Annotated in this window: 21 protein-coding genes; 8 read left to right on the top strand and 13 right to left on the bottom strand. The window is 71.4% G+C overall.

Going from position 1 to position 26,217, the window contains the following annotated elements:
• Positions 1 to 176: 176 nt before the first annotated feature.
• Genes AB0J97_RS10175 through AB0J97_RS10160 form a run of 4 tightly spaced genes read left to right on the top strand, consistent with a single transcriptional unit; the run spans position 177 to position 7,432 of the window.
• On the top strand, positions 177 to 3,236 hold the full coding sequence (locus tag AB0J97_RS10175) for an ABC transporter permease (RefSeq protein WP_364086764.1): 3,060 nt from the start codon (positions 177 to 179) through the stop codon (positions 3,234 to 3,236).
• Complete coding sequence (locus tag AB0J97_RS10170; RefSeq protein ID WP_364086762.1) at positions 3,233 to 5,824, top strand: FtsX-like permease family protein; 2,592 nt, start codon at positions 3,233 to 3,235, stop codon at positions 5,822 to 5,824. Before AB0J97_RS10175 ends, AB0J97_RS10170 begins: the two co-directional genes overlap by 4 nt.
• Positions 5,821 to 6,750, top strand: a complete 930-nt coding sequence (locus AB0J97_RS10165; RefSeq protein ID WP_357694135.1) for an ABC transporter ATP-binding protein — start codon at positions 5,821 to 5,823, stop codon at positions 6,748 to 6,750. Before AB0J97_RS10170 ends, AB0J97_RS10165 begins: the two co-directional genes overlap by 4 nt.
• Complete coding sequence (locus AB0J97_RS10160; RefSeq protein WP_357694137.1) at positions 6,740 to 7,432, top strand: ABC transporter ATP-binding protein; 693 nt, start codon at positions 6,740 to 6,742, stop codon at positions 7,430 to 7,432. Before AB0J97_RS10165 ends, AB0J97_RS10160 begins: the two co-directional genes overlap by 11 nt.
• Before the next feature lie 25 nt (positions 7,433 to 7,457).
• On the opposite strand, the gene AB0J97_RS10155 is transcribed toward AB0J97_RS10160, so the two are convergent.
• Entirely contained in the window at positions 7,458 to 8,720 is a 1,263-nt protein-coding gene (locus tag AB0J97_RS10155; protein ID WP_364086759.1) for an MFS transporter, read from the bottom strand.
• Between the two features lie 68 nt (positions 8,721 to 8,788).
• Between AB0J97_RS10155 and AB0J97_RS10150 the strand changes: the two genes are divergently transcribed.
• The gene (locus AB0J97_RS10150) at positions 8,789 to 9,286 is read left to right on the top strand and encodes a MarR family transcriptional regulator (protein WP_364086757.1); all 498 of its coding nucleotides are present in this window, start codon (positions 8,789 to 8,791) and stop codon (positions 9,284 to 9,286) included.
• Between the two features lie 33 nt (positions 9,287 to 9,319).
• A complete protein-coding gene (locus tag AB0J97_RS10145; RefSeq protein ID WP_364086755.1) occupies positions 9,320 to 10,474 on the top strand; it encodes an epoxide hydrolase family protein in 1,155 nt (384 codons plus the stop codon).
• A 39-nt stretch (positions 10,475 to 10,513) separates the two neighbouring features.
• Here the strand turns inward: AB0J97_RS10145 and holA are convergent, their stop codons facing one another.
• From holA to AB0J97_RS10110, 7 genes are all read right to left on the bottom strand, one after another.
• Positions 10,514 to 11,485 carry a DNA polymerase III subunit delta gene (gene holA, locus AB0J97_RS10140; RefSeq protein ID WP_364086753.1) on the bottom strand — a complete coding sequence of 324 codons (972 nt, stop codon included), beginning with the start codon at positions 11,483 to 11,485 and terminating at the stop codon, positions 10,514 to 10,516.
• 81 nt (positions 11,486 to 11,566) lie between these two features.
• The gene (locus AB0J97_RS10135) at positions 11,567 to 11,830 is read right to left on the bottom strand and encodes a hypothetical protein (RefSeq protein ID WP_364086751.1); all 264 of its coding nucleotides are present in this window, start codon (positions 11,828 to 11,830) and stop codon (positions 11,567 to 11,569) included.
• Between the two features lie 123 nt (positions 11,831 to 11,953).
• Complete coding sequence (locus AB0J97_RS10130) at positions 11,954 to 12,844, bottom strand: LLM class flavin-dependent oxidoreductase (protein ID WP_357694152.1); 891 nt, start codon at positions 12,842 to 12,844, stop codon at positions 11,954 to 11,956.
• Positions 12,845 to 13,050: 206 nt separating this feature from the next.
• Positions 13,051 to 13,776, bottom strand: a complete 726-nt coding sequence (locus tag AB0J97_RS10125; protein WP_364086749.1) for an MBL fold metallo-hydrolase — start codon at positions 13,774 to 13,776, stop codon at positions 13,051 to 13,053.
• A 64-nt stretch (positions 13,777 to 13,840) separates the two neighbouring features.
• The gene (locus tag AB0J97_RS10120; protein ID WP_364086747.1) at positions 13,841 to 14,368 is read right to left on the bottom strand and encodes an isochorismatase family protein; all 528 of its coding nucleotides are present in this window, start codon (positions 14,366 to 14,368) and stop codon (positions 13,841 to 13,843) included.
• Between the two features lie 155 nt (positions 14,369 to 14,523).
• Positions 14,524 to 15,705: an MFS transporter gene (locus tag AB0J97_RS10115; protein WP_364086745.1), complete on the bottom strand. Its 1,182-nt coding sequence runs from the start codon at positions 15,703 to 15,705 to the stop codon at positions 14,524 to 14,526.
• The gene (locus tag AB0J97_RS10110) at positions 15,702 to 16,049 is read right to left on the bottom strand and encodes a helix-turn-helix transcriptional regulator (RefSeq protein WP_364086743.1); all 348 of its coding nucleotides are present in this window, start codon (positions 16,047 to 16,049) and stop codon (positions 15,702 to 15,704) included. Before AB0J97_RS10110 ends, AB0J97_RS10115 begins: the two co-directional genes overlap by 4 nt.
• Before the next feature lie 233 nt (positions 16,050 to 16,282).
• Here AB0J97_RS10110 and AB0J97_RS10105 point away from each other — a divergent pair.
• Positions 16,283 to 17,151 (top strand): IS5 family transposase gene (locus tag AB0J97_RS10105; RefSeq protein ID WP_364087373.1). Its coding sequence is split into 2 segments (ribosomal slippage): positions 16,283 to 16,484 and positions 16,484 to 17,151, totalling 870 coding nucleotides; the frame shifts between segments, so codons are not numbered across the junction.
• A gap of 50 nt (positions 17,152 to 17,201) precedes the next feature.
• On the opposite strand, the gene AB0J97_RS10100 is transcribed toward AB0J97_RS10105, so the two are convergent.
• Complete coding sequence (locus tag AB0J97_RS10100; RefSeq protein WP_364086741.1) at positions 17,202 to 18,944, bottom strand: leucine-rich repeat domain-containing protein; 1,743 nt, start codon at positions 18,942 to 18,944, stop codon at positions 17,202 to 17,204.
• Between the two features lie 482 nt (positions 18,945 to 19,426).
• On the opposite strand from AB0J97_RS10100, the gene AB0J97_RS10095 reads away from it, so the two are divergent.
• Entirely contained in the window at positions 19,427 to 20,437 is a 1,011-nt protein-coding gene (locus AB0J97_RS10095; RefSeq protein WP_364086739.1) for a hypothetical protein, read from the top strand.
• 229 nt (positions 20,438 to 20,666) lie between these two features.
• On the opposite strand, the gene AB0J97_RS10090 is transcribed toward AB0J97_RS10095, so the two are convergent.
• From AB0J97_RS10090 to AB0J97_RS10075, 4 genes are all read right to left on the bottom strand, one after another.
• Positions 20,667 to 20,882, bottom strand: coding sequence for a hypothetical protein (locus AB0J97_RS10090; protein ID WP_364086734.1), 216 nt, complete (start codon positions 20,880 to 20,882; stop codon positions 20,667 to 20,669).
• A 381-nt stretch (positions 20,883 to 21,263) separates the two neighbouring features.
• On the bottom strand, positions 21,264 to 24,101 hold the full coding sequence (locus tag AB0J97_RS10085) for a ComEC/Rec2 family competence protein (RefSeq protein ID WP_364086732.1): 2,838 nt from the start codon (positions 24,099 to 24,101) through the stop codon (positions 21,264 to 21,266).
• A 1-nt stretch (position 24,102) separates the two neighbouring features.
• A complete protein-coding gene (locus AB0J97_RS10080) occupies positions 24,103 to 24,735 on the bottom strand; it encodes a ComEA family DNA-binding protein (RefSeq protein ID WP_364086728.1) in 633 nt (210 codons plus the stop codon).
• 639 nt (positions 24,736 to 25,374) lie between these two features.
• Positions 25,375 to 26,184 (bottom strand): DegV family protein, encoded by an 810-nt coding sequence (locus AB0J97_RS10075; protein WP_364086726.1) that lies wholly within the window; start codon positions 26,182 to 26,184, stop codon positions 25,375 to 25,377.
• Positions 26,185 to 26,217 lie beyond the last annotated feature (33 nt).

The raw sequence follows: 26,217 nt of genomic DNA, 5'->3' as shown, positions 1-26,217 counted from the left end.
CACTGACGCCGCACTCCTCATGGGGTGCGGCGTTCTTGTTTTTGTGCGCTTTTTGTCACAGTTTCGATATCACATGGGCATCGCCGCCCGATATCGGCTGGGCATCCCTTACCAAGATCCCTTGCCTCCCGTCCGCCCTCTCCGTGAGGGTTCACTAAACGGACGAAGGGGGACACATGCGGGGGCCGTTGGTCGTCAAACGGGCGTTCAGCGAGCCGTTGCTCCTCCTGGCCGCCTTCGGCTCGATCCTGCTCGCCACCACCACGCTGGTCGCGCTCACCATGTACGCCTCCTCCATCGCCGACGCCGGCGTGCGCAGGACCATGGAGACCGCCTCCCTGCGCCAGACCTCCGCGACGATCAGCGCCCCCGTCACCGGCAAGACGTTCCCGGTCTACGACCAGGCGGTACGCGCCGAGCTGGCCAAGGCGTACACCAAGGCGCCCACGCTCACCACGAGCTTCCACTCCGACTCCTACGCCATGCCCGGCCAGGAGAAGCAGGACCGTCCCGAGCTGCTCAGGTTCGGCAGCTACGACGGCCTCGACCAGCACGCCAAGCTCGTCTCCGGCGCCTGGCCCAAGGCCGCCGACGGCCGGGTGGAGGCGGCGATCTCGCTGTCGGCGGCCTCGGCGGCCGGGCTCAAGGTCGGCCAGGAGCTGACCACCGTGGGCCGCCTGTCGCCGGAGCCCGTCCAGGTGCGCATCACCGGCGTCTTCCAGCTCGACGACCCCTTCGGCGAGCGCTGGACCGGGGAGCAGTTGCTCAGCAGGGGCGTCGAACGCGGCGACTTCACCACGTACGGGCCGCTGATGGTCTCGCGCGAGACGTTCATCGCCCGCTTCGCCACCAACGTGAACGCCACCTGGACCGCCGAGCCCGACCTGCGCTCGCTGACGCCGGCCCAGCTCCGTCCGCTGGCGGCGGCGGTCGGCGAGGTGGGCGCGCACCTGAAGGCCGGCGCCTGCCCGAGCTGCGTGACCACCAGCCGCCTGCCCGAGATGCTCACCCAGCTCGACACCGCCTCGCTGGTGGCCCGTTCGACCATGCTGATCCCGGTGCTGCAGTTGCTGCTGCTGGCGGCGTACGCGCTGATGCTCACCGCGCGGCTGCTGGCCGACCACCGGCGCATGGAGGTGGCGCTGCTGCGCTCGCGCGGCGCGGGCACGATGCGGCTGGCCGCGCTGGCCGGCGGCGAAGCGCTGCTGGTGGCGGTCCCGTGCGCGATCGTCGCGCCGTTGCTCGGGCCACCGCTGCTCGGGCTGGTGAACCAGCTTCCCTGGATCAAGGCGTCGGGGGTTCGGCTGGACCCCTCGGTCGGCCTGGGCACGTTCCTGGTGTCGATCGCGGTCGCCCTGGCCTCGGCGGTGCTGCTGGTGCTGCCCGCGCTGGCGGGCGCGCGGCGCACGTACGTGGAGGAGCAGTCGGCGCGCGGGCGCGGCGGCGGGCGCGGCCTGATCGAGCGCGCGGGCGCCGACGTCGCGCTGCTGGCCGTGGCCGGCCTGGCGATCTGGCAGCTCCAGCACTACGGCGCGCCGGTCACCACCACCGCGGGCGGCGGGCTCGGCATCGACCCGCTGATCATCTCCGGGCCCGCGCTGGCCCTGCTCACCGGCGGCATGCTCGGCCTGCGGCTGGTGCCGCGCATCTCCAAGGTGGCCGAGCGGATCACCTCCAGGCGCCCGTCCCTGGCCCCCGCGCTCGGCGCGTGGCAGGTCAGCAGGCGGCCGCTCAAGTACGCCGGCCCCGCGCTGCTGCTCACCATGGCCATCGCCATCGGCATCGTGTCCATGGCCACCGCCGCCACCTGGCGCGCCTCCCAGCTCGACCAGGCCCGCCACCAGGCCGGGGCCGACCTGCGCCTGTCCGGCCCGCCGGACGCGCCCGAGCTGGGCCCGCTCGGACGCGGCACGGCCTTCACGGCGCTGCCCGGCGTGACCGCCGCCTCGCCTGTCTTCCGCGGCCAGACCGAGGTCAGCAGCGAGAACGCCATCCTGATCGGCATCGACGCCGCCAAACTCGGCACACTGTTCCAGCTCCGCCCCGACCTGGCCGACCGGCCCATCGCCGAGATGTCCAAGGCGCTGGCCGGGCCGCAGGCGGGCAGGCTGGACCTGCCGGGACGACCGTCCAAGCTCACCCTGCGCGCCACGACGGACGCGGACCTGCCGGTTCGGCTGGTGCTGTCCGACGCGCTGGGGGTGTGGCGGGACGTGTCGCTCGGCGTGCTGAAGGCCGGCGAGAACACCCTGGACGTGGACCTGGCGGCGCTGGCGGGGCGGAGCGGGAAGATCACGTACCCGCTGTCGCTGCGCGGGCTCGTCGCGAGCGCGCCGCCCTCCGGCAGCGGGAGCCTGACCGTGACCGGCATCAGCGCGGACGGGCAGCCGGTGGCGGCCCCCGCCGTGTCGTTGAAGGCGACCGGACGGCAGCCGGCCACGGCCGCCTTCGGGTCGCCGCCGGTCCAGGGGCCGCTGCCCGTGGTGCTCACCGCCGACCTGGCGACCTCGCTCAAGCTGGGCGTCGGCCAGGTGGGACGGGCCAGCATCGACCGCAGGGTCATGGACGTCAAGGTCGTGGCCGTCGTGGAGACGATGCCGACGACCACTGCCGGGCAACACGCCGTACTGGCCGACTGGGGGACGATGCAGGCGCAGGATCTGGCGGCGGGGCAACTGCCCAGGCCCGCCACCGAGTGGTGGCTCGCCACCCCGGACGGCCGGGCGGCGGCCGCGCTCACCGGCCGCCCCGCCTGGGACGTCACCGCGATCGACCAGCGCACCCTGGCCGCCAAGATGCAGGACGACCCGCTGGCCAGCGGCCTCCAGGGGGCGCTGATGCTGGGCTTCCTCGCGGCGCTGGTGTTCGCGGCGCTCGGCTTCCTGGTCAACGCGGCGGTCGCGGCCCGCGAGCGGATGAACGAGTTCGCGATCCTGCGGGCGCTCGGCGTGAGCTCCCGGCAGGTGTTCGGGATGCTGGCGATGGAGCAGACGTTCGTGATCGGGCTGTCGCTGGCGGCCGGGACCGGGCTCGCCGTCGTCGTGGGCATGCTCGTGGTGCCGCACATCGTGCTGACCGGGCAGGCGTCGGCGGTCACCCCCGGCGTGGTGCTCGACATCCCCTGGGGCGCCACGGCCGCCATGCTCGCCGGGGTGACCGCGGTGCTGCTCGCCATCGTCGCCGGGCTGGCGCGCAACCTGCGCAGGCAGGGTCTCGGCCTTCGGGAGGAACAGTGAGGATCCCGCTGCTGGCCCGGACGCACCTGGGCGCGGTGGCCGTGCTCTTCGTGCTGACGCTGAGCGCCTGCCTGCTCGTCGCGGGGCTGCCCAGGGCGATGCAGTTGTCGTTCGACCAGGCGCTGCGCGACGCGCTCAGGACCGCCACCGCCGAGCAGACCGACCTGACCGTGGCCGTCGCGTCGATGTCGAAGGAGGAGGACCTGCACGAACGCGACCAGTTCGAGTCGAGGGACCGGCGCTGGCGCCAGCTCGTGCCCCCGGCTCTGCGGCCGCTGGTCGTTCCCTCCGGCACGGGCGACAGCCACATGAGCGCCAAGACCGCGCTGACCCCGATCCAGGGCTCGGGCGGCACCATGTTCATGAACCTCGGCTGGCTGTCCGACGCCGACCGGCGGGTCGACTGGGCCCAGGGACGCGCGCCGGGCAAGCCGTCCACCATGAGCTTCCAGGGCGAGACGATCCCGCTGATCGAGGTGGGCCTGGTCGAGTCCGCGCTGCCCGCGATGGACCTGCGGCTCGGCCAGGTCAAGGTGCTCGGCGAGAGCCACTACGTGGCGGTGAAGCTGGTCGGCGCGTTCAAGGCCAAGAAGCCGGACGACCGTTACTGGAGCCACAACAGCGACATCCTGTCGGTGACCAGGATCCTGCCGCCGGGCAAGATGGAGTTCGAGAAGCACATCACGACGATCATGTCGGACGACGGGCTGACCGCGCTCAGCGGCGACGGGCGCAACCTGGCCTACTACTGGGTGCTGCCCGTCGACCCGGACAAGGCCGACGCGCTGGCCACGAGCGACCTCCAGGTGGCCGTCAGCGAGTTCGAGCGGGTGATCGGGTTGCAGGCGTCGGGCTCGTTCAGCCCGTACCGGGTGCTGACCGCGCTGCCCAAGCTGCTGACGGACTTCGTGGCGGCCCAGTCCACCGCGCAGACCGTGATGTACCTGGTGCTCGGCGGCCTGCTGCTGGTGGCGGTCGGCGTGATCGTGCTGGCGGTGCAGCTCCTGGCCGGCCGGCTCGACCACACGCTGGCGCTGACCCGGGCCCGTGGCGGGTCGCTGCGGCAGGTGGCGGGCACCGGCGCGGCGCTGACCGCGCTCGCCGTCGTGCCCGCCGGGCTCGCCGGGTACGCGCTGTCCTGGCTCGTCCCCGGGCCCGTGCTGCCGATCGTGCACGTCGGGCCGCTGCTGGTGATGGCGGCCGCCGTCGGGTTCACCGCCGCCTCGCTGGCCTCCACCCACCGGGTGCCGCTGCACGAGCAGCGTGAGGACGTCAGCACCGCCCGTCCCTCCGCCCGCCGGCTCACGCTGGAGGTGCTGGTGGTGGTGCTCGCGCTGGCCGGGGCCTACCTGCTGCGCACCCGCGGGCTGACCGCCTCGGCCGGGTTCGACCCGTTCCTGCTGGTGGTGCCGATCGCGCTGACGCTCGCCGCGGCCGTGATCATCCTGCGCTGCTACCCGTACCCGCTGCGGCTGCTCGTACGGCTGGCCGCGCGGCGGCCGGGGGCCGTGCCGTTCCTGGGGCTGACCAGGGCGGCCAGGGCGCGGTCGGCGTCGGTGCTGCCGGTGCTGATCCTGCTGCCCGCGCTGGGCGTGTCGGTGTTCGCCGCGGTGATCTCCGACGGGCTGGTGAGCACGCAGCGGCTGGCGTCCTGGCAGCAGGTGGGCGCGCCGGTCAAGGTCACCTCCCGGGTCGAGATCCCGGCCGACGTGATCGAGCGGGTGCGCAGGACCCCGGGCGTCGAGCAGGTCGTGCTCGCGCAGACCGGCCGCGTCCAGGTCGGGTACGGCGCCGAGCGCGCCGAGGCCATCGCCGTGAACCTGCCCGAGTGGCGGCGGGTGCTGGCCGGGGCGCCGATCGGCGTGCCCGCCGGGAGCGGCGCCTTCGTCTCGCCCGACCTGAAGGGGCGGGGCACGTACGAGATCGGCTGGCAGTCGCGGCTCAAGGTGCCCGAGGGTGGCGTGATCACCTCCGTGCCCGGCTTCTACAACCAGGGCAAGTTCCTGATCCTGCCGCTGGACTCGCTCGTGCGGCCCGCCGTGAACACCCTGCTCATCCGCGGCAACCCCGCGCTCGACGAGCTGCGCCGGATGGTCCCGCTCGGCACCGTGGAGTCCCAGCCGCTGGCCCTGGCCGCCATCCAGGACGACCCGCTGACCAGCACCGTGCGCACCACGCTGGTCGTGGTCACGGTCGCGCTGGCGGCGTACGCGCTGGTCGCGGTCATCCTCTCGCTGGTGATCGGGGCGGCTGACCGGGCCAGGGCGCTGTCGTTCCTGCGTACGCTGGGGTTGTCGGACCGGCAGGCGCAGCGGCTCACCGTCCTGGAGATCATGCCGATGATCCTGCTGACCGCGCTGGCCGGCCTCCTGCTCGGCCTCGGGCTGCCCGCGGCGCTCGGGCCGGGCGTCGACCTGTCCTCCTACGCCGGCGACCTGCCCGTCGGCGACTACTCCCTAGACCTGATCACGCCGACCGCGCTGTCGGCCGGGCTGGCCGTCGTGGCCGTGTTCGGCGCGTACGCGCACACCGCCATCAGCCGCCGTCGCAGCCTCGGCGCCGTCCTTCGAGTGGGGGACCTCACATGAACCCGACCCTGTCAGAGCTGGAAGCCAAGGCCACGCGGGAGAAGACCGCCTTCGGGGCCGACGCGCACATCGTCTGCGACAACCTCGTCCGCATCTACAAGACCGAGGGCGTCGAGGTCGTCGCCCTGCAGGGCCTCGACCTGGTGATCGACAAGGGCGAGCTGGTGGCCATCGTCGGCGCGTCGGGGTCGGGCAAGTCCACGCTGCTCAACGTGCTGTCGGGCCTCGACGTGCCGACCGCCGGGGTGGCCAGGGTCGCCGGCACCGACCTGCTGGCCATGACGGCCAAGGACCGGCTGCGCTACCGGCGGTCCGTGGTGGGCTTCATCTGGCAGCAGACCGCGCGGAACCTGCTGCCGTACCTGACCGCCAGGGAGAACGTCGAGCTGCCCATGAAGCTGGCCGGCGGCGACCGGGCGCGCCGCGCCCGCGCCGGCGAGCTGCTGGAGCTCCTGGGCGTCGGCTACTGCGCCGACCGCCGCACGCCCGAGATGTCGGGCGGCGAGCAGCAGCGGGTCGCCATCGCCGTCGCCCTGGCGAACGAGCCGCAGCTCATCCTGGCCGACGAGCCCACCGGCGAGCTGGACAGCGAGACGTCCGGGCAGGTCTTCGACTCCCTCAGGAAGGCGAACAGGGAGCTCGGCGTGACCGTGGTCATCGTGACCCACGACCCGCTGGTGTCGGAGCAGGTGGACCGCACCGTGGGCATCCGCGACGGGCGTACCAGCAGCGAGACGCTGCGGCGCGAGGGCGCCGAGGGGCAGATCGTCGCCGAGGAGTACGCCGTGCTGGACCGCGTGGGCCGCCTGCAGCTCCCGCGCGACTTCATGAACGCCCTGGACATGGAGCGCCGGGTGCGACTCGAACTCGAATCCGACCACATCGGCGTCTGGCCCGCCCGAGAGGAGCCCTCCCATGAGCAATGAGCCCCTGGTCGTGGTGGAGGGGGTCCGCAAGGTCTACCGGAGCGGGCCCAAGGAGGTCGTCGCGCTGCGCGAGGTGTCCTTCGAGGTGTTCCCCGGGGAGCTGGTGGCGGTCCGCGGACGTTCGGGGTCGGGCAAGACCACGCTGCTCAACCAGATCGGCGGCCTGGACCGTCCCGACTCCGGCCGGGTGGTCGTGGACGGGCGCGAGGTGACGTCCCTGTCCGAGGACGCCCTGCTGGCGCTGCGCCGGGACGTGGTGGGCTTCGTGTTCCAGTCGTTCGGGCTGATCCCCGTGTTGTCGGCGGCCGAGAACGTGGGGGTGCCGATGCGGCTGGCCCGCGTGCCGTCCGCCGAGCGCGAGGAGCGGGTACGGCTGCTGCTGGCGCTGGTGGGGCTGGAGGCGCACGTGAACCAGCGGCCGTACGAGCTGTCGGGCGGCCAGCGGCAGCGGGTGGCGATCGCCCGGTCCCTGGCCAACCGGCCCCGGCTGCTGGTGGCCGACGAGCCCACCGGGCAGCTCGACTCGCAGACGGGGCGGCAGATCATGGAGCTGTTGCGGGCGCTCGTACGGAGTGAAGGGGTCACGGCGCTGGTCGCCACGCACGACCCGAGTCTGATCACGCTGGCGGACCGGGTGCTGGAGATCAGCGACGGCGTCGTCCGCGAACCGGCCCTCACCTGACCCCCGCCCGCCCAGGCCCCCTCGCTCAGGCACTCCGCCGGACGGGCACCTGACCCCGGTCCCCGGCGGCCCGAGGGGGCGCGGCCTCGGGCGAGCGCACCACCGCGACGAGGTTGGCGACGGCGACCAGCACCCCACCGGTGACCATCAGCGCCGCCATCCCGGTCACCCCCGCCAGCGGCGCCGCGACGGCCAGCCCGACCGGCCGCGCCGCGAACGAGATGAGCTGGTCGAACGACCGCACCCGCCCCAGCGCCCGCTCCGGGATCTCCTCGGCCACCACCGTCTCCCACAACGGACTGAGCACCCCGAGCCCCACCATGGCCACGAAGTAGGCCACCGCGACCACCACCACCGACAGCCCGAACCCCACGGCCACCGGCAGCGCCACCATGGGCAGCAGATAGACCGCGGCCCCCGCCTGAACGACGACCAGCGGCCTGCGCACCCGCAGCCGCGGCGCGACCAGCACCCCCGCCACCAGCCCGACCGTGCCGCTCTGCACGATGATCATCCAACCGGCCTCGCCTCCCAGCCGCTGCACGGCCGCCAGCGGCCCGAGAGTGAGGAACAGACCGGCCATGAAGTGCCACACGCCATGTCCCAGCACACAGGTCAGGAACCACGGCCGCTTCCTGACCTCCCCGAACCCTTCGACCAGCTCCCGCGCGAACCCGGCCCCCCGGCCCTGACGCTCCCCGGCGCCCCGGCCCATGACTGCTGTACGGATTCCCCCGAGGGTCACCGCCGAGCACGCGAACACCATCGCCGTGAGCCCCGCCGCCCACCCGGGCCCGACGGCCAGCGTGAGCGTCCCCGCGAGCGCCGGCCCCAGCACCGCCGACACGCTGGTCACCACCCCGATCCGCGCGTTCACCCGCAGCCTGTCCGCCCCCGGCACCACCGCCACCACCAGCCGCGGAACCGCGGGGCTCCCGAACGCGATCGCCGCCCCCGAGACGGCCGACAACACGGCGAGATCGGGCACCCGGTTCACCCCGGCGAGCAGCTCGACCGCCATGGCCCCCTGCGCCAGGCACCGCGTGAGGTCGGCGACCAGGACGACCCGTTCGGGCCTGATCCGGTCGGCCAGCACGCCCCCGACGGGCAGCAGCAACAACAACGGGACCATCTCGCAGGCCAGCACCAACCCCAGCGCCTCCCCCGACCCGGTGGCGCGCAGCACGGCCAGGGTCAGCGTGGTGGGGATCATGGCCGTGGCGAGCGCCGACATACAGCGCCCGGCCAGCAGCCGGTTCCTGGACGCGACAAGCGACGAGAACGACATGACCGAAAATGTAGTTCGCCAGCGAATGATTCGTCAACAAATTACTTGTTGGCGTATCATCCTGTCCTGTGGAGGACTCCGTCGATCGTCATCTGGCCCGCTGGCGCGGCAAGGCCCCCTTCGACGAGCGGGCGGAGGGGATCGTGACCCGCATGCAGTCGCTGGTGAAACACCTGGGCCACGCCAAGGCCGCCGCGCTGACCCAGACCGGGGTGCAGGACTTCGAGTTCCAGACGCTCCACAGGCTCGCGGCCCACAACGGCACCGCCACCCCCACCGAGCTGGCCGCCGAACTGCTGCTCTCCCCCGCCGGCATGACCGGCCGCCTCGACACGCTGGAGAAGGCAGGTCTGGTACGCCGCGTCCGCAGCACCGAGGACCGCCGGCGCGTGGACGTCGAACTCACCCCCAAGGGCCACGACCTCTGGATGGACGCCATGGCCGTCCTGGCCGTGCTGGAAACCGCCATGGTGAACGCCCTGTCCCCCGGCGACCAGGACACCCTGGACAACCTGCTCAAACAGCTGCTGCTCTACGTGGAGAGCAACCCTCAACAATTGCATTGAGACCGACAGGCGTCCGGTGATAACCATGCTGAGATGACATTCCCGACATCACAGACGACGCGCTTCCACATTGACGTTCCCGACGACGTACTCGCCGACCTGCGCACCCGTCTCCGCAACGCCCGATTCACCGGATCGCTCGACCATCGCCCCTGGGAGGGCGGGACGGACCCGGCCTACCTGCGGGAGCTGGTGGCGTACTGGGCCGACGGGTTCGACTTCCGCGCCCAGGAGACCCGACTCAACGAGCTGGACCACTACAAGGCTCCCGTGCGGGGAGAGGACCTCCACTTCCTGCGCGTCCCCGGCGCCGGCCCCGACCCGATGCCCATCCTGCTCTGCCACGGCTGGCCGAGCAGCTTCCTGGAGATGCTGCCCCTGGCCACCCGCCTGGCCGACCCCGCCCGGTACGGCGGCGACCCCGGCGACTCCTTCGACGTCGTGATCCCGTCGATGCCGGGCTTCCTCTACTCCGGCCTGCCGGCCGAACCCCTCACCCGAGCCGCGATGGCCGGCACGCTGCACCTGCTCATGACCGAGGTGCTGGGCCACGAACGCTACGGGGCCTTCGGCGGCGACATCGGCGGCGCGGCCGTCGGCTGGCTGGGCGCCCTGTATCCGGACCAGGTGCTCGGAATCCACCTGATCCACCCGCCCGTCCCCGCCTCCCTCGACACCCCGCCACTGACCCCCGAGGAACAGGCGTTCCTGGACGCCGAGGCGGCCTACGACGAGCGCGACGGCGGCTACAGCGAGATCATGCTCACGCGCCCCGACACCATCGCCGCCGCCCTGGTCGACTCACCGACCGGCCTGGCCGCGTGGATCGTGGACAAGCTCCGGGCCTGGAGCGACTGCCAGGGCGACCTGGAGACCCGGTTCGACCGCGACACCCTGCTCACCATGCTGACCCTCTACTGGGCCACCGGCTCGATCGGCACCTCGTTCAAGTCGTACTACGACTGGCACCTCAACCCGCCCCGGCCGCCCATCACCGTCCCGTCGGCCGTCACGCTCAGCCACGAGCCCTCGGTGGCCCGGTTTCCCCGCAGCCTCGCCGAACGCGCCCTGACCGACCTCCGCCACTGGAACACCCCGGCCCGAGGCGGCCACTTCATGCCCCTGGAAGAACCGGCCCAGCTCACGACCGACCTCACCACGTTCTTCCGCCCCCTGCGCACCGCCTGAGGCCGACCTGGGGGGCACCGCCCGTCACGTGCGGGTTCGCTACCGGCCTGTACGGCTGGCGACGACCACCTGCACGGCATGCTCCAGGGCGTACGCCGCGTCCGCCCCGCCACCCTTGACCTGCTCGTCCGCGGTGGCCACCGCCTGGATCGCCCGGGACAGCCCCTCCGGCCCCCAGCCGTTCAGCTGGCGCTTGACCCGGTCGACCTTCCAGGGCGGCATGCCCAGGTGGGCGGCGAGCTGCCCGCCACGCAGGTTGCGCGGCGCGCTGCCCACCTTGGCCAGCGACCTCAGCCCACCGGCCAGCGCGCTCACCAGCAACACAGGCGCGACCCCGGTGCCCAGGGCCCAGCGCAACTGCTCCAGGGCCTCGGCCAGACGCCCCTCGATCGCCGAGTCGGCCACGTTGAAGCCCGTGACCTCGGCCCGCCCCTTGTGATAGCGCGCCACGGCCGCCGCGCTGATCGTCTTGTCCTCGGTGTCGAAGGCGAGCTGGTTGCACGCCGCCGCCAGCTCCCGCAGATCGTTGCCCACCGCGTCGAGCAGCGCCTGGGCCGCATCGCCCGAGATGTTCCGCCCGGCCCGCTTGATCTCCGCCTTGACGAACTCCAGCCGCTCCCCGGCCTTGGTGACCTTGTTGATCGTCACCACCTTGGCCCCGGCCTTCTTCACGCCGTCGACCAGCGCCTTCCCCTTCACCCCACCCGGGTGCGCCAGCACGAGGACCGTGTCGTCGGACGGCTGCTTCGCGTACGACACCACCTCGGTGATGACGTCCTTCGGCAGATCCTGGGCCGAGCGGATCACCACCACCGAACGGTCGCCGAAGAGCGAGGGCGAGGTCAGCTGGGTCAGCTCGCCGGTGCCCATCTTCCCTCCGACGAGATCGTGCACCTCGGCCCCGGGATCGCCGGACCGCGCCGCCGCGACGACAGCACCCACCGCCCGCTCGGCAAGCAGCTCCTCGTCGCCGAGGACCAGGGTGACAAGTGCTGGATCGGTTCCCGCCATGTCAGGCAGCATGCCATGCGGCACCGACAACCCGGTACTCGACGCCGCACCCCGCCGAAGGGCCCGCCGCCCTCGCCCGACTCACCGGTCCGTCGGCCCACCGGACGGCCGCCCGGCGGCGTCGATCACGCGCCGGTAGCGGTCCGTGAGGTTGCGCAGCGCGTCGACCAGTTCCGGCGAGTCCACGATCGTGAAGTCCGCGTCCAGCAGCCCGAGATGGAGGGCGAGCATCTCCGGATGGTCCGAGCCCGGCTCGAACGCGCACCGGTCCTCGCCCAGGGACTCCACCTCCATGGGGATCGGCAGCCGGTCCCGCACGTACGCCGCGGGCGCGTGCACGATCACCCGGGCCCGGTCCGCCTGCTACGAGCGGCGACGGCCGGTCCGGAGGCCACCCCCAGCACGCCGACGGTGGCGAACCCGCCGATCAGAGCACCGTTCGAGCTCAGGGCCTCGCAGCCCGTCTCGCTACTTCGCGATCGCCTCGCGGACGGACGGCACGATCTCCTGTGCCCAGCGGGCCAGCGTGGTGAGGTCGGAGGCGCCGTGGCCGGAGGAGAAGAGCATGAAGCCCGAGGCGTCGTGCTCCAGCACCGCTTCGGTCAGCTCCTCCACCCACTGCCCGACGGAGCCGCCGATCCAGCGCCCGTCGTGGTCGCGGGTGGCGGGCAGCGGGCGGTCGGTGATGCGGCCCGGGAAGTTGTAGATCGTACGGATCTCGCGCGGGTCGCGGCCCACTGCGGCCGCCGCCTCGTCGATGATCGGCCGTGAGGCGCGGTAGCGCTCGCTGCGCCAGTCGGCCGCGTGACCGGGGATCCAGCCGTCGGCCACCCTGCCCGTGGCGGCCAGCGACTTCGGCCCGTTCGACCCGGTCCACACCTGAGGCGCGACCACGGGGGCGGGCTCGATCCGGCGCACCCGGTAGTGACGTCCCTCGTGGGTGACCGGCGCGCCGCCGCCCGACAGCTTCCGGATCAGGACGATCGCCTCCTCGAAGGCGTCCACGGCTTCGCCGGGGGTCTGCCGGGGCACGCCCATGTCGGCGATGCGGTCCCACAGCCCGCCCGCGCCCATGCCGAGCACGACGCGGCCGTTCGACAGCGCCGACAACGACGTCACCGTCCTGGCCAGCATGGGGGCGGGCCTGGTCGGCAGGTTGGTGACGTTGGCCAGGCCCGCGATGTGCCGCGTGCCGCCCAGGAGGAAGCCGATCGTGGCGTAGGCGTCCAGCCGCTCGCCGAGATAGGGATGGTCGGACAGCGAGAAGAGATCAAGCCCGTCCCGGTCGGCCTGCTGAACCATGCGCGACAGCTCGGGCAGGTCCTCGAAACCGGAATGCGCCCCAAAACCAAACACCACGTCAGATATGGACACAATATCGCCCTTCATTCAGTTCGCGATACGAACTATACTCGTTCGTATCGCGAACTGCAATGCCGGCCGTGGCCCTGACACTTTGAGCGTCCACGACGCGCACAGTGGGACTCGGGGGGCACGACATCAGCCCGGACACAGGCCCCGGCCGCCACCGCGTGCGCCGGTGTCGGGCGATATGGGGGCCCGGCTCACCCGTGGGTACCAGCAGACGCCGACCGAACCTCTTCCCCCACTCTGGCCGGCGAGGTGCGCCAAGGAGCGCCATGGCCGGGAAGCACCCAGGACGCCGGCAGTCCGCCGATCCGGTCGAGGGAGTCGAGGGCTTCGGCCGGGTCGTCGGTGAAAGGGGCCGGTTGGGGGCCTTCGCGTCCGGTGAGGACGTGGCGCGTGGTGAGGGCGTCCCCGACGAAGACGGCGTCGGCGAGCGGGATGTGCACCGCCACGCTGCCCGGGGAGTGTCCTGGCATGCCCACGATCACCGGGCTCCCGGGCAGGTCCAGGACGTCGCCGTCACCGATCTCGGTGACTTCGCCGACGTAGCGGGGGCGCAGGCCGTTCTTGCGGACGGAGTAGGAGAAGAACCCGAGTGTCGGCCCGAGGCGCATGGGCCCGGCCGCGACCTTGGGCTTCTCCCCGGTACGGGTGCGGACGGCGTCGGCGGCGTGCACGAACACCGGCACGCCGTGGGCGCTTCGCAGCCGTTCGGCGAAGCCGATGTGGTCGGAGTCGCCGTGGGTCAGGACAAGTCCGCGGATGTCGTCCACGGATTTGCCCAGAGAGCGAAGTTCGCGTTGCAGGTCCCGCCAGTGGCCGGGCAGCCCGGCGTCGATGAGCGTGATGCCCTCGGCGGTGTCGACGAGGTAGCAGGCCACGATGTCGTTGCCGAGGCGGTGCAGGTGGGGCGCGAGTTTCATGGGACTTCTCTCGGAGATCTGGACGGAGGGCGTCCTCTGCGGGCACGGGCCGCGGTTGTGATCGCTAGCCCGACAGGCCGTGCAGTGCGGCGATGACCTGGCGGCCGATGGGGGTGGTGAAATCGCGCACCATGCCGGTGACGAAGCTCGCCACCGAGGTCACCGTGCCGCCCGCCGCCTCGATCTGACGGAAGGCCGCGTTCTCCGTACGCTCCGACATACCGCCGCTCGCATCAACCAGGACGATGACGTCATACCCATCGGCCAGGGCGTCGAGCGCGGTGTGCAGGACGACGATCTCCGAGGTCACACCGCAGACGACCAGCGTCTTGCGGGCCTCGGCGGCGATCACTTCGCGCCATGCCTGGTCGTCCCAGCAGCACGGTCCGCCGCGCACGAAGGGGGGCGCTTCGGGAAGTTCGGTGATGACGCCAGGCCCATCGGGCCTGGGTGCGACCGACACGGTGAAGGGAATCTCCAGCAGCTGCGCGACCTTGCCGAGCACCCCGGCAGACCGCCTGATGGCCTCAGGGCTGTTCGTACTGCTCAGGGCCACGATGCTGTCCTGCAGGTCGGCGAAGACGATCTGCACTGCGCGATGGTCGATCACTATTCTCACCCAAAATCGTTCATAAGCTGAATGATGTAAGGACAGTAGCATGACAGTCGGCCGGCCGCGACGGCGATCGTTCCCGCCCTTCGACCGCCTACCGGAGGAGCCACCGAGGTTTCGTCCGGGCCGCCCGCTCAGTCTGCGGCCTCGCAGGCGAGGCGGGAGGCGGGGCGCCGGGCATGAGCGCGGAGCGTGCCGATGCCGAGTCGGCAGGTGAGCAGCAACGCCAGGGCTGCGGGGATCAGCGCCCATGCGGACAGATCACCCGGATCGACGCCGTTGGCGAGCAGGCCGCTGCCCGCGGCGGCTCCCGCGGCGGAACCGAGATACATCGCCGCCATCTGGAACGCGACGATCGGCATCGCCCGCTCGGGCCGGGCCCCGGTCAGGGCTTGTTGGAGGGTGGGAACGCTCGCCCACCCCGCCGCCCCCCACAACGCCGCCGCGACGAGCCAGGCCGCCGGTGCGGCGGAAAACCAGAAGACCGCGAAGCCCCCCAGGAGCACGGCGGGCAAGACGATGAGCAGCGTACGGGGCCCGAAGGCGTCCAGCGGCCTGCCGACCAGGGCGGAGCCGGCGACTCCGCCGATGCCCCAGGCCCACACCAGCGCGAATCCCCAGTCCTGGAGCCCTCGCGCCTCGGCCATGGGCAGCAGGTAGGTGTAGAGCCCGAGACTGGCCACACCGAGGAGGAACGCGGCGGCGACCCCGACGAGCGTCCTCGCCGAACGCAGCACCGCGAAGGCGGGACCACGCGAAGCGGGCAACGACGGGATCGTACGCGCCTTGACGGCCAGGGCCACCATGCTGAGCAGGCCGACCGCGACGACCAGGGCCATGGTCCATCGCCAGCTCAACCGGTCGCCGATGAGCATCCCGACCGGCACTCCGGCGACCGTCCCGGTGGACAGGCCGAAGGTCACCATGGCCATGGCGCGACCCCGTTCGTGGTCGGCGACCATGGCGGCGGCGGCTGCGGTCGCCACTGCGGTGAGCACACCGGCGCCGGCGCCCGCGATCACCCGCGAGGCGAGGAACACCTCGGTCCCCGGCGAGACCACGGTGACGAGGTTGCCGAGATTGAACACGCCCAGCGCGATCAGCAGCGCCCTCGCGGTACTCCCGCGGATCAGCGATCCGGACAACAACGGTCCCGCCAGAGCGTACGCGGCGGTGAAGGCCGTCACCCCCAGGCCGACCGCCGCGACCGTCGTGGCGAGCGAATCGGCGATCGAGGGCAGCACCCCGGCGAGAACGTACGCGTCGATCCCCAGCGCGATCGCGGCCGCGACAAGCGGCCAGACACGGCGGATCACGCGTCCTCCTGCGTGGGAGCGGCTTCCTGGTAGCCGTTGAGCACGGTGTCGATCAATCCGGGGAACCGCGCCTCCAGGTCGTCGTCGCGAAGTCGGATCAGGCACTTGCGTCCCTCGGCACGGACGAACACCACTCCGGACTCGCGCAGGAGGCTGGTGTGATGTGTGAGCGTCGAGCGCGGCAGGTCCGGGCCCAGCTCGATGCTGTCCACCTCGCCGCGTTCCGCGAGCATCCGCACCATCGACAACCGCAGCGGCTCACTCAACGCGAACAACACGCGCGGGATCGCGATCTCATCAACCTCGGGATGCTGGTACACCCGTGCCGGCGCCAACGGAACCACCTTCAATCGTTCGACAATTTTCGCACGATGATAGTGCGAGAATTGTCGAACGATCAAACCGATCTGCAGGCGGTGCGCCGGCTCCGAAAGCAGTCCAGGTCAGCACGAAGGGCCGGTTCGACAAGACGCCTGACAGCCGCCTGGGTGGGCTGTAGATCCGAACTCCGTACAGGCCCTATGGCGTGTCTCAGAACCCTGTCGCGTTGATCGCGCTGCACCGGGGTGATCTCGGTGTGGCGCGTGGGGACTTAAGTGATGCGCAGTGGGCGGTGCTGGAGCCGTTGTTGCCGGTGGCGGCAACGGGCCGACCGGCGTTGTTCCAGCGCAGGCTGATCGACGGGGTTCGGCATCGCGTGCGGACCAGTGTGCCCTGGCGTGACCTGCCCGAGGAGTACGGTCCATGGCAGACGGTGTACTCACTGTTCCGGCGCTGGCAGCGCGAGGCGTGTGGGCCATGCCGCTCATCAAGCTGCAGACCAGGGCCGATGCTGCCGGGCGGATTATCTGGGACGTGACGGTGGACTCCACGATCAGCCGGGCCCATCAGCACGCCGCCGGCGCCCGCCGCGACGGCGCAGCCCAGAAGGAGCCCCCGGGCGGGGTGGACATCGAACCGGCCGACCACGGCCTGGGCCGCTCCCGCGGCGGCCTGACCAGCAAGATCCATCTGGCCTGCGAACCCGGACAGCGCCTGTTGTCCCTGGTCGTCACCGCTGGACAGCGCGGCGACAGTCCACAGTTCGTGCCCGTGTCGGAGGCGATTCGGGTGCCCCGCCTGGGTGCTGGCCGTCCCCGCTGCCGCCCGGATCGGGTGCGGGCCGACAAGGCGTACTGCTCGAAGGCCAACCGCGTCTACCTGCGACGTCGGGGCATCCGGGCCACGATCCCGGAGCGCCGCGACCAGATTGCCGGGCGGAAACGTCGCGGCAGCGCCGGCGGTCGACCGCCGGTATTCGACCGGGAGGACTACAAGCTGCGGCACGCCGTGGAGTGCGGGATCAACCGGCTCAAGCGGTACCGGACCGCGGCCACCCGATACGACAAGCTCGCCGTCCGCTACTTGGCCACCGTACAGATCGCGGCGATGGGTGCGTGGCTGTGATCCCCGGCGACCGGCTCCGCTGTCATGCCGGCCACGCCGACCTCGATCGCCTACTCGAAGTCGATCTGGGCGGTCGGGTGTGCGGCGCTGATCCGGTCGCGGACCGCCCCTGGGAACAGGTTGCCGGTCAAGTTGGCCACCGCCAGATCGGGGAGCGTGTCGAAATCCGCCGGCAGGTCGTTGAGCTGATTGAACCTCAGGTCGACGACCCGCAGCCGACGAAACGTCCCGATCCCGGCGAAGTGCTCGGGCTTGAGCTTGAGGCGCTTGGTGTTCCGCTGCCACCGGCTGATCCGGAGCTCCTCCAGTCCGGGCAGCTCCATGGCGAACAGCTCCCGCAGGAAATCGTGCGACGGCAGGGGCGTGCTAGCGCGGCGGCTGTCTCCGCCGAAGCCGAGGACCCGCAGCGCGGGCAGGCGGCCGAGGTCGGGCAGCGGGTCGCGCAGCAGACCGAGGCTGTCGCCGAGGTCGAGCTCTTCGAGGCGGGTCAACCGCAGCAGGCTGTCGGGGACGGTGTCGAAGTAGTTGCCGCTCAGGTCGAGCCGGCGCAGGTTCGGGAAGGTGGTGACGGCCTCGGGGAAGGTCCGCAGGAAGTAATGACTCCCGCCGGTCATGGACACCTCCTCGACGGCGGCCAGCCCGTGCGCGGAGTCGGGGAACACGACGTCGGTCCCGTCGGCGACCAGCTTGCGCAGCGCGACCAGGTCGCCGAAGGCGTCCGGCAGGACGAACCGCGTCACCTCCGGCAGGTTCCACTCCGACCCCGACTCCGTGTCGACGGAGACGGACAGGTAGGAGATGTCGAGTTCCTCCAGAGCGGTGAGCCGGCCGATGGCGGCCGGCAAGGTGAACTCGACTGTGTCCAGGTCCGTGTCCCGGTTGCCGGCGACGCACAGCACCCGGAGCGCGGCCAGGTCGCCGATCGATTCCGGCAGGGCGGTCAGCTCGCATTTGCGCACCGACAGGTGCTCCAGCCGGGTGAGCGTCCCGAGCGCCTCGGGCAGCTCGCCGATCGGGTTGCCGTCCAGGATCAGGGTACGAAGCCACGGCATCTGGAGCACCTCGGCGGGAAACTCCTTGAGGTTGCGATCGGTCAGGTCGAGGTGCTCCACTCGGTCGGCCCGGGACCGGGACACGTCGGCTTCGGCCGACTCGGCCGCCGTCCGGGCTCCGGGCCGCAGGACCGGCAGCCCGGCCCGCAGCCGGTCCAGGAACGCCTCGACGTCCAGACAGCGGTCCTCCGCGTCGACGACCTCGGGCACGAACGCCTCGACGATGCCCGGCTTGGCGTAGTCGGCGTCCTTGGCGTCGCCGAAGTTGTCCACCCAGCGCCCGCCGACGGCGTGCACGTTCATGGCGTGTTCGTAGTCGATCACCCAAGGGGTCTCGACGGTCCCGGTCCGTAGCCAGCCGTGGTTGTCATAGCCGTAGACGAGGTGCGTGAAGGCGCCGTCGTGGATGTAGATCTCGCAGTCGCCGGCCTCCAGGGTCTCGGCCTCGGTGCGACCGCCGACGTAGAGTCCGGGCTGGTCCTCATAGAGCGCGATCGGGCCGTTGACCGTCAGATTGCCGGTGATCACGATCAGCTCGACGTCGTCCTCGTCGTCCCCGCTTCGCAGGGCATTGACGGCGTCCAGGAAGTCCCCGTCGACCGCGAGATCGCCGTCGAAGAACAGCACGCTGTCATAGTCGGACGACTCTCCTTCACTCTCGAACGCGGCGGACAACGCGCCGCTCAGACGGGCGTCGGCGTCGGCATAGGACAGGGATGCGGGGGTGGCGGATATCGACATGGCGACGAGCATAGGTCCGCGCTGTGACAGCCCTGCGGGAAAGTCCAGCGCCGTCGTGAGGCTGCTGGCCGCCCCGCCGTCGATACCGGTAGCAGAAGTTCAACACAGCCCACTGTTCATCGGTGAGATCCCCACGCGCCACACCGAGATCATCCCGGCGTGGCGCGATCAACGCGACAGCGTTCTACAACACGCCCTCGGTCCTCCCATGCCGACGGATAGTCGAAAGATCCCTGCGGGCACGCCGGACCGTCCGCGACTACGAACGCCTGTCCCACCTCGCCCGCGGAATGCCTGGACAGACGGTCATCGCCCCCCGACATCCCTCACACCGACGCCATGGCCGCGCCCCGGGCGTCCGTGATTGCGCGGCTGTGGCGACAACCGAGCTTCCCGTAGGGGAGTCCCCGAGAAGCCATCTCAGGGACTGCTCATTCCACGGCAGGATGACTGCCCCCGAGCACTTCCTGATCCTCGAAAGCATGAGAACGTTGATCATAAGTGCGGTGGCGATCCTCACCATGTCGGCCTGCTCCAGCACCTCTTCCAGCACCACTTCCAGCGCCGCCAACCAATCCGGCAAGCCCACACCGCTGCCCGGGATCACCAGCGCGCAGCTCACCCTGCCGCCGCCCACCGGCCCGAACAAGATCGGCACCAGGATGCTGCGACTGGTGGACTCCACCCGCCGCGACGACTGGGTGGAGGGGCAACCGGTACGTGAACTGATGGTCCAGCTGTGGTATCCCACCTCGGCGTCCAGCGGCACGCTCGCGCCGTACATGGCCAAAGGCGCCGAGGCACGGACCCGGCAGATCAACGCGATCCCCGATGAGGTGAAGCTGCCAGTCACCCACGCCTACCTGAACGCCCCGATCGCCCCCGGCGCTCACCCGGTCATCGTGTACGCCCACGGCTCTCACGACACCCGGACCGGCAACACCGTCCTGGTGGAGGAACTGGCCAGCCACGGCTACCAGGTCGTCACCATCGACCACACCCACTACGCCGAGGAGGTGGAGTTTCCCGATGGCCGCATCGTCGACGAGGTCAAAGACCCCGACACCGCCCATGAGGTCGCCACCCGGGTCGCCGACGTGCGCTTCATGCTGAATCAGCTGGACCTGGCACGAGTGGGCATGTTCGGCGCCTCCTTCGGCGGCGTGGAGACGGTCGCGGCGATGCACGACGACCCGCGGATCATCGCCGGCGTCAACCTGGACGGCCCGTGGACCGAGCCCATCTTCGGCGACGTCAGCCGGTGGCCGATCACCAAGCCCCTACTGTCGCTGACCTCCGCCCAAGCCGACAGCCACCCCCCGCTGTCGGGCCGGGTCGTCCGGCTGGCCGGCGCCCAGCACCTGACCTTCTCCGACGGCGAATGGCTCGACCCCAACCCCACTCCTGAGCAGTACGGCACCATCGACCCCCAGCAAGCCCTCCACCTGGAACGCAAGGCCCTACTCGACTTCTTCAGCCAAACCCTTCACTAGATCGCCGGTTGCGAGACAGGCGCCAACTCCCGCAGGGGCCAACCGCAAGAAGCGCGGTTCCTGCGGCGGCCAACAGCCAAACACCGCTGCCTCGACCGGATGAAGAAGCCGCGCGAGGCGGCCGTCCGGTTCGGCAAGGTGCCCGACAGCCTGCACCTACGCGAAGCCGCCCAATAGGTCGAAAGCCTTCGGACCGCCCCAGGCAGTGGGCCTGAGGGGGGTACGTGGCTCACGGCGTAGAGACGGAGAAGCTCGACACGATGCCGACGCGGATGCCGGTGTTGGACATCATGATGAGGTATGGGCCTGGGCAGTCCGCGTGCGAGTAGATGCGGATGAACCCATCGGTCTCGTTGAGGATGACGGCGTCGAGGCCGCGCAGCAGCGTGCAGCCGCTGAGGTTGGTGTAGAAACGCAGATACGAGCCGCTGCCATATCGCGTCACAGATGTCACCCGATCACTTACGAAACGTAATCGATCGGCCTGCGCGGTGACGCTGGCACAGCCCGCCATCCATGGCGCTGGCACACAGTCTGTGCAGAGGCACCCGGCCGGGACGCAGCTCGCCAGTCGCGTCAAAGCGGAGAACGGTCGGAGCTCGCCATCGGCCGCCACCGGATCGAAGCCCTCCGGAAGCGCCGCGACGCCCCCGTCGGGGAGATCCCCTCGCCAGCTCGGCACCGGGCGTGAAGAGCCACCACCCCGCGACCCGCTCAAGAACCTCGGTGGCCAGGTCCTCGTCCGTTTCAGGCAACCCACCGGCACCGGTCCCCGCTCCTTCGCGCCCTGATGGTCCCAGGTCCCGCTCGCTCGGCGTCGGACGACTCACGGTCCCCGGGGGACCACGGCCAGGCTGCCTTCGTGTTCGACGACTGCCAGGTCACCGGATAGGTCGGTTCGGTAGATGGCGGTGCCGAGTCGGTGGAGGAGGGCGAGGGTCGATGTGGCCGGATGGCCGTAGTCGTTGCCGGCGCCCACGCTGATCAGGGCGGCTCGCGCGCCCAGCGAGGCCAGGAAGGCCGGGGACTGGCGGTTCGAGCCGTGATGCGGGGTCTTGAGGATGTCGGCGCGCACGGTGAGGTGGCGTGCCAGATCGTCCTGCGCCTCGGTTTCCAGGTCTCCGGCGAGCAGGGCGGAACCGGCGCGCCAGCGTACGTGGATGACGACGCTGGAGTTGTTGATCACACTGCCCTCGCCCTGGCCGTTCCCCCCGCCGGACGTCGAGTCAGGGGCGACGACGGTCAGCTCGGACGGCCCGAACCTCCATCGTGTGCCGGGTTCCGCCCGCCCTTCGGGAACCCGGTGACGAGCCAGTACGGCCGAGATCCGCGCGCTGGACTGCACCGCCGTCGGCCGAGGGCTGACGATCACGGCTCCGACGCGTCGGTTCCTGAGCACGCCTGGCAGACCGTCCACATGGTCGGCGTGCGGATGGGTCAGGACGAGCAGGGGAACCTCCTCGACGCCGAGCCTGCGCAGGCATCGGTCCATGACGACCGGGTCAGGGCCGGTGTCCACGACCACCCCTCGTCCTGGTCCGGCCGCCACCACCAGCCCGTCGCCCTGGCCGACGTCGCACATCACCATCAGCCAGCCCTTCGGCGGCCACGCCCCGGCCAGCGGGCGGATCACCAGTACGGCCACCAGGGCGGCCGCTGCCGCCACCAGCGCCATCGTCCGCCAAGGGCGACGTCTGAGAACCGGGATCGCGACGGCCACGGCGACGGCGAGGAGGCCGAGACCAGGAAGACCGCCCGGCCAGGGCACGGTGGCGAGCGGGACGTTCACCGCCCAGCGAGCCACGGTGACGATCCAGCCCACCGCGTATCCGGCCGGGACGACCAGCATGCCGGCGACGTCCGGCCAGACCGGGGCCACCAGGGCGGCGGCGAATCCGAGCAGGGTCGCCGGAGCCACGGCGGGGGCCACGAGCAGGTTGGCGGGCACCGCGACCAGCGTCAACTGTCCCGACATCAGCACCAGGACGGGCGTCACGGCCGCTTGCGCGGCGGCCGACACGGCCAGCGCCTCCGCCAGCCATCTCGGCAGGCGGCACAGCCTCGACACGGCGCGCCCTCGACCGGCGGACGCGTCTTCCGGGAGCGACGACGAGAGACAGCCGGCGGCGCCCTCCACGCGCGCAGTCGTCGCAGCCCCATGCACCCCGCCGCGCTCGGCCGCCCTCGCAGCCCCATGCACCCCGCGCTCGGCCGCCTCCCCTACCCCGTGACCGGCTCTCAGCATGCCTGCCGCATTCCCGCCCTGGCCGGAATTCGCCCATCGACGATCGGGGGTGGTGGGCGTCTCCGTCGTGTCACGCCCACTCTTCTTTTCCGCAGTCCGGCCCCTTGCCGGCGATGCACCAGGGACGGCGTCCGCCAGTGGCGGGGTTGAAAGCTTGTCGCGCCAGCGTGGAGCGAGAAGCAGGATGCCGGCGGTGGCCGCGACCGAGAGGGCGAAGCCGTACGAACGGGCCAGGTCCGGGGCGAACAGGACCAGCAAGAGGACGGTTGCCGACAGGGCGGCGAGACCGTCCTTCGCACGGCCCGTGCCCAGGGCGAGGGCGGCGGCCAGGCCCATCAGGAGGGCGCGGAGAACGCTCGGGGACGGCCGGGCCACCACGGTGAACGCGAGCATCGCGACGGCCGCGAAGACGGCTCTGAGCGGCAGGGAGAGGCCGACCAGGCGGGAGAGCGCCAGGGCGGCGCCGACGACGATGGCGAGGTTCGCGCCGCTCACGGCGTTCAGATGGCTCAGGCCCGCTTCCTTGAGGTCGGCGGCCACCTGAGGGTCGATGCGGGAGACGTCTCCCACCACCAGGCCGGGCAGGAGGCCGCGCTGGTCGGGCGGGAGGGGGTCGGCGGCCGTCCGCAGGCCGGTTCTGAGGGTGCCCGCCATGGTCTGCACGGACGAGGGCGGCGTCAGGATGCGGGGCTCGCCTCGTACCAGGAGGATGGCCGCCACCAGGTCGCCGGGCGTGGGCCTGGCCAGGCGGCCGGTGACCTGCAGCCGCTGGCTGGGCAGCAGGGTGCTCCAGGCGTTGCCGCCGGCGAAGACGGTGATGGGGACGTCGACGGCCCGGCGTCCCGGCGGTCGGGATGCCTGCGCCGTCCCCCCGCCGGCGCCCGCCGGGAGATCGATGATCTTGATGGTGGCCGGGATCACGTAGCTGTCCCGGTTGAAGTGACCGCTTCCGCGTTGCCTTCGCTTCGGATCGTCGGACAGGACGATCTCGGCGGTCACCGTCGCGTTCCCGGCGGCCAGCTCGGCCACCGGCCCGGTGGTCAGAGCCTGGACGCGGAAGGCTACCGACGCGGCTGCCGCCGCCGCGCAGACGAGTGCGGCCAGCACGACGTTGCGCCAGGCCGCCCACCAGGGCGAACACCCTCCCCAAGGACCCCGTCCGGAGCGAGCGGACGAAGAGCCTTGCGACCGTGGACGGCTGAACGGCAGGCGCAGCAGCCAGGCGGCGGAGTTGGACGCGGAACGCGTGCACCAGGCCAGGGCACAGGCGGCCAGCGCGAGGATGGCGGCTGCCGTCATGCCCACAGCAGGCGGTTGGCCGAGCAGGACCAGGGCACCGGCCCAAGCCGACAGCGCCGGGAGGACGAGGGTCCAGGAGCGCCTGTGCTCGCCGTCGTCGATGGTGGTGAGGTGCGCCATGTCAGACGCGGACCTTCGGCTTGATCTCCTCGTACTTCTTCGCGCCGATGCCGCTCACCTCGCGGAGCTGGTCCACGCTGGTGAAGCCGCCGTGGGCGGTGCGGAACTCGGCGATCCTGGCCGCCAGCACCTCTCCCACTCCGGGGAGTTCTTCGAGTTGGTCGGTGGTGGCGGAGTTGAGGTCGAGGACGGCCGTGGCGGGGTCGGATCCGGGGAGACCGGGAGGTGCGGCGGCGGCTGCGGGGGCGCCCACCACGATCTGCTCTCCGTCGAGCAGGCGTCTGGCCAGGTTGAGGGCGCCGGTGGAGGCGCCGTGCCTGAGCCCGCCTGCCGCCGACACGGCGTCCGTCACCCGGGAGCCCTGAGGGAGCAGGTAGACGCCGGGACTGCGGACCTTGCCCGCCACCTGAACGGTCACCTTCATGGTGGGCGACGGAGTCGGAGAGGTCATCACGGGTGCGGGCGGCAGGGGCTCAGGCGTGGGCTGGGACCGCAAGACGAAGAAGACGGCGACCGCCACGGCCAGAGCCCCTACGACCATGAGCACCCGCAGCCCGGGCTTGCTGAGATCGAGGGCGGCGGAGGACTGGGCGGAGGTGACGGCATCGCGGAACGCCTGGAAGGTCGGAGGCATGGGGGCAGGACTCCCGGTGAGCCGACGACCGGGCAAAGACGAGCCAAGCAAGGACGAACCAAACGAAGACGGACCGGCCGAGGACGAACCGAACGAGGCCGGGTCGGGCGAGGAAGGGCCGCGGGCGGCCGAGTTGGCTGCGGACGGAGTCTCCGCAGCCGGGAGATCGGTCCACGGCTCACGCGGAGCCTCACCCCACCGCCCCGACAGAGGCTCCCCCTGATGATCACCCCACCGCTCCGGCAGAGACTCCCCCTGATGATCACCCCGGGAGGAACTCCCCTGAAGGCCGGACTGCGACTCATCCCCCGGCTCCCCCACCTGCCGCACGTCCCACGCCCCAGTTCGCGACCGAGGCGGAGCCGCTGCCGGTACCGCTCTGAGCTGAGGCACGTCCCCATAGGGATGCCTGGCACGTCGTCCCGGACGGGCCCGGCGGGCAGGGGTGGTGATCGACCGGAGCCTGGATTCGGCTATGGTCCGCTCCGCCGTCGGTTCCTGAGATCGCACGCCGACGAACCTAGACGCGCCACTCCCAGCCCCGAGCTACCGAACCGAATTCTGGGGACGACGCACGTCAGAACCGAAGAGGTTGTGGACAAGCAACCGCCCAAACACACCCACGAGCACACACCCCGGTCACCCCTCGTACGACGTGACCGTCACCCCCAGCATCCCCGGCCCCACATGAGCCCCGATCACCGCCCCCACCTCCACCACCCGCACCTCGCCGATCCCCGCCACCCGCTTCGACAACCGCTCCCCCAGCAGCTCGGCCCGCCCCCGAGCCCCCATGTGCTGCACGGCCACCCCCACCCCTCCCAGGTCCGCCGCCGCCTCCACCACCAGGTCCTCCAGCCGCGCGATCGCCCGTCCCGACGTCCGGACCTTCTCCAGCAGGGAGATGCGCCCGTCCACGATGTGCAGCAGCGGTTTGATCATGAGGGCCGACCCGAACAACGACGTGGCGGCGCCGATGCGGCCACTGCGCCGCAGGTACTCCAGCGTGTCCACGTAGAAGAAGGTCCGGGTGGCGGTGCGGCGGGCGGCGTCGGCCACGGCGGTCAGGGAGGCGCCGGCGGCGGCGGACCGGGCCGCGGCGAGCACGGGATAGCCGAGACCCATCGCGATGGACCGGCTGTCGATCACCTCAACCGGCACGGGCGCGCTCTCGGCGGCCGCGACGGCGGAGTCCACGGTGCCCGACAGTTCGCCGGACAGGTGGATCGACACCACGCCCGTGGCGCCGGCGGCGGCCAGCGCGTCGTAGCAGGCCGCGAAGCGCGAGGGTGACGGGCGCGAGGTGGTGGCGGTGGCGAGGTCACCGGTGAAGGCGCCCTCGTCGCGGGGGATGCCGCCGACGACCACTTGTACGGGCACCACCGTCACCCCGGGCACAGCGGGCAGGTACGCGGTGGAATCGGTGACGACGGCGACAGAGGGCGGCATATCCCGAGATTAGCCACCCGACCCGGAACGCGG

It is taken from the genome of Nonomuraea sp. NPDC049607 (assembly GCF_040675375.1).
Lineage (GTDB): Bacteria > Actinomycetota > Actinomycetes > Streptosporangiales > Streptosporangiaceae > Nonomuraea.
The sequence above is the reverse complement of the archived record's forward strand: the minus strand, read 5'-3'. Positions and strand labels throughout refer to the sequence as shown.

What these genes read in the sequence shown, in the direction of transcription:
- AB0J97_RS10175 (WP_364086764.1), top strand. Translation starts at nt 177, where the DNA reads ATGCGGGGGCCGTTGGTCGTCAAACGGGCGTTCAGCGAGCCGTTGCTC.
- AB0J97_RS10165 (WP_357694135.1), top strand. Translation starts at nt 5,821, where the DNA reads ATGAACCCGACCCTGTCAGAGCTGGAAGCCAAGGCCACGCGGGAGAAG.
- AB0J97_RS10160 (WP_357694137.1), top strand. Translation starts at nt 6,740, where the DNA reads ATGAGCAATGAGCCCCTGGTCGTGGTGGAGGGGGTCCGCAAGGTCTAC.
- AB0J97_RS10155 (WP_364086759.1), bottom strand. Translation starts at nt 8,720, where the DNA reads ATGTCGTTCTCGTCGCTTGTCGCGTCCAGGAACCGGCTGCTGGCCGGG.
- AB0J97_RS10145 (WP_364086755.1), top strand. Translation starts at nt 9,320, where the DNA reads ATGACATTCCCGACATCACAGACGACGCGCTTCCACATTGACGTTCCC.
- holA (WP_364086753.1), bottom strand. Translation starts at nt 11,485, where the DNA reads ATGGCGGGAACCGATCCAGCACTTGTCACCCTGGTCCTCGGCGACGAG.
- AB0J97_RS10125 (WP_364086749.1), bottom strand. Translation starts at nt 13,776, where the DNA reads ATGAAACTCGCGCCCCACCTGCACCGCCTCGGCAACGACATCGTGGCC.
- AB0J97_RS10100 (WP_364086741.1), bottom strand. Translation starts at nt 18,944, where the DNA reads ATGTCGATATCCGCCACCCCCGCATCCCTGTCCTATGCCGACGCCGAC.
- AB0J97_RS10095 (WP_364086739.1), top strand. Translation starts at nt 19,427, where the DNA reads ATGAGAACGTTGATCATAAGTGCGGTGGCGATCCTCACCATGTCGGCC.
- AB0J97_RS10085 (WP_364086732.1), bottom strand. Translation starts at nt 24,101, where the DNA reads ATGGCGCACCTCACCACCATCGACGACGGCGAGCACAGGCGCTCCTGG.
- AB0J97_RS10080 (WP_364086728.1), bottom strand. Translation starts at nt 24,735, where the DNA reads ATGCCTCCGACCTTCCAGGCGTTCCGCGATGCCGTCACCTCCGCCCAG.
- AB0J97_RS10075 (WP_364086726.1), bottom strand. Translation starts at nt 26,184, where the DNA reads ATGCCGCCCTCTGTCGCCGTCGTCACCGATTCCACCGCGTACCTGCCC.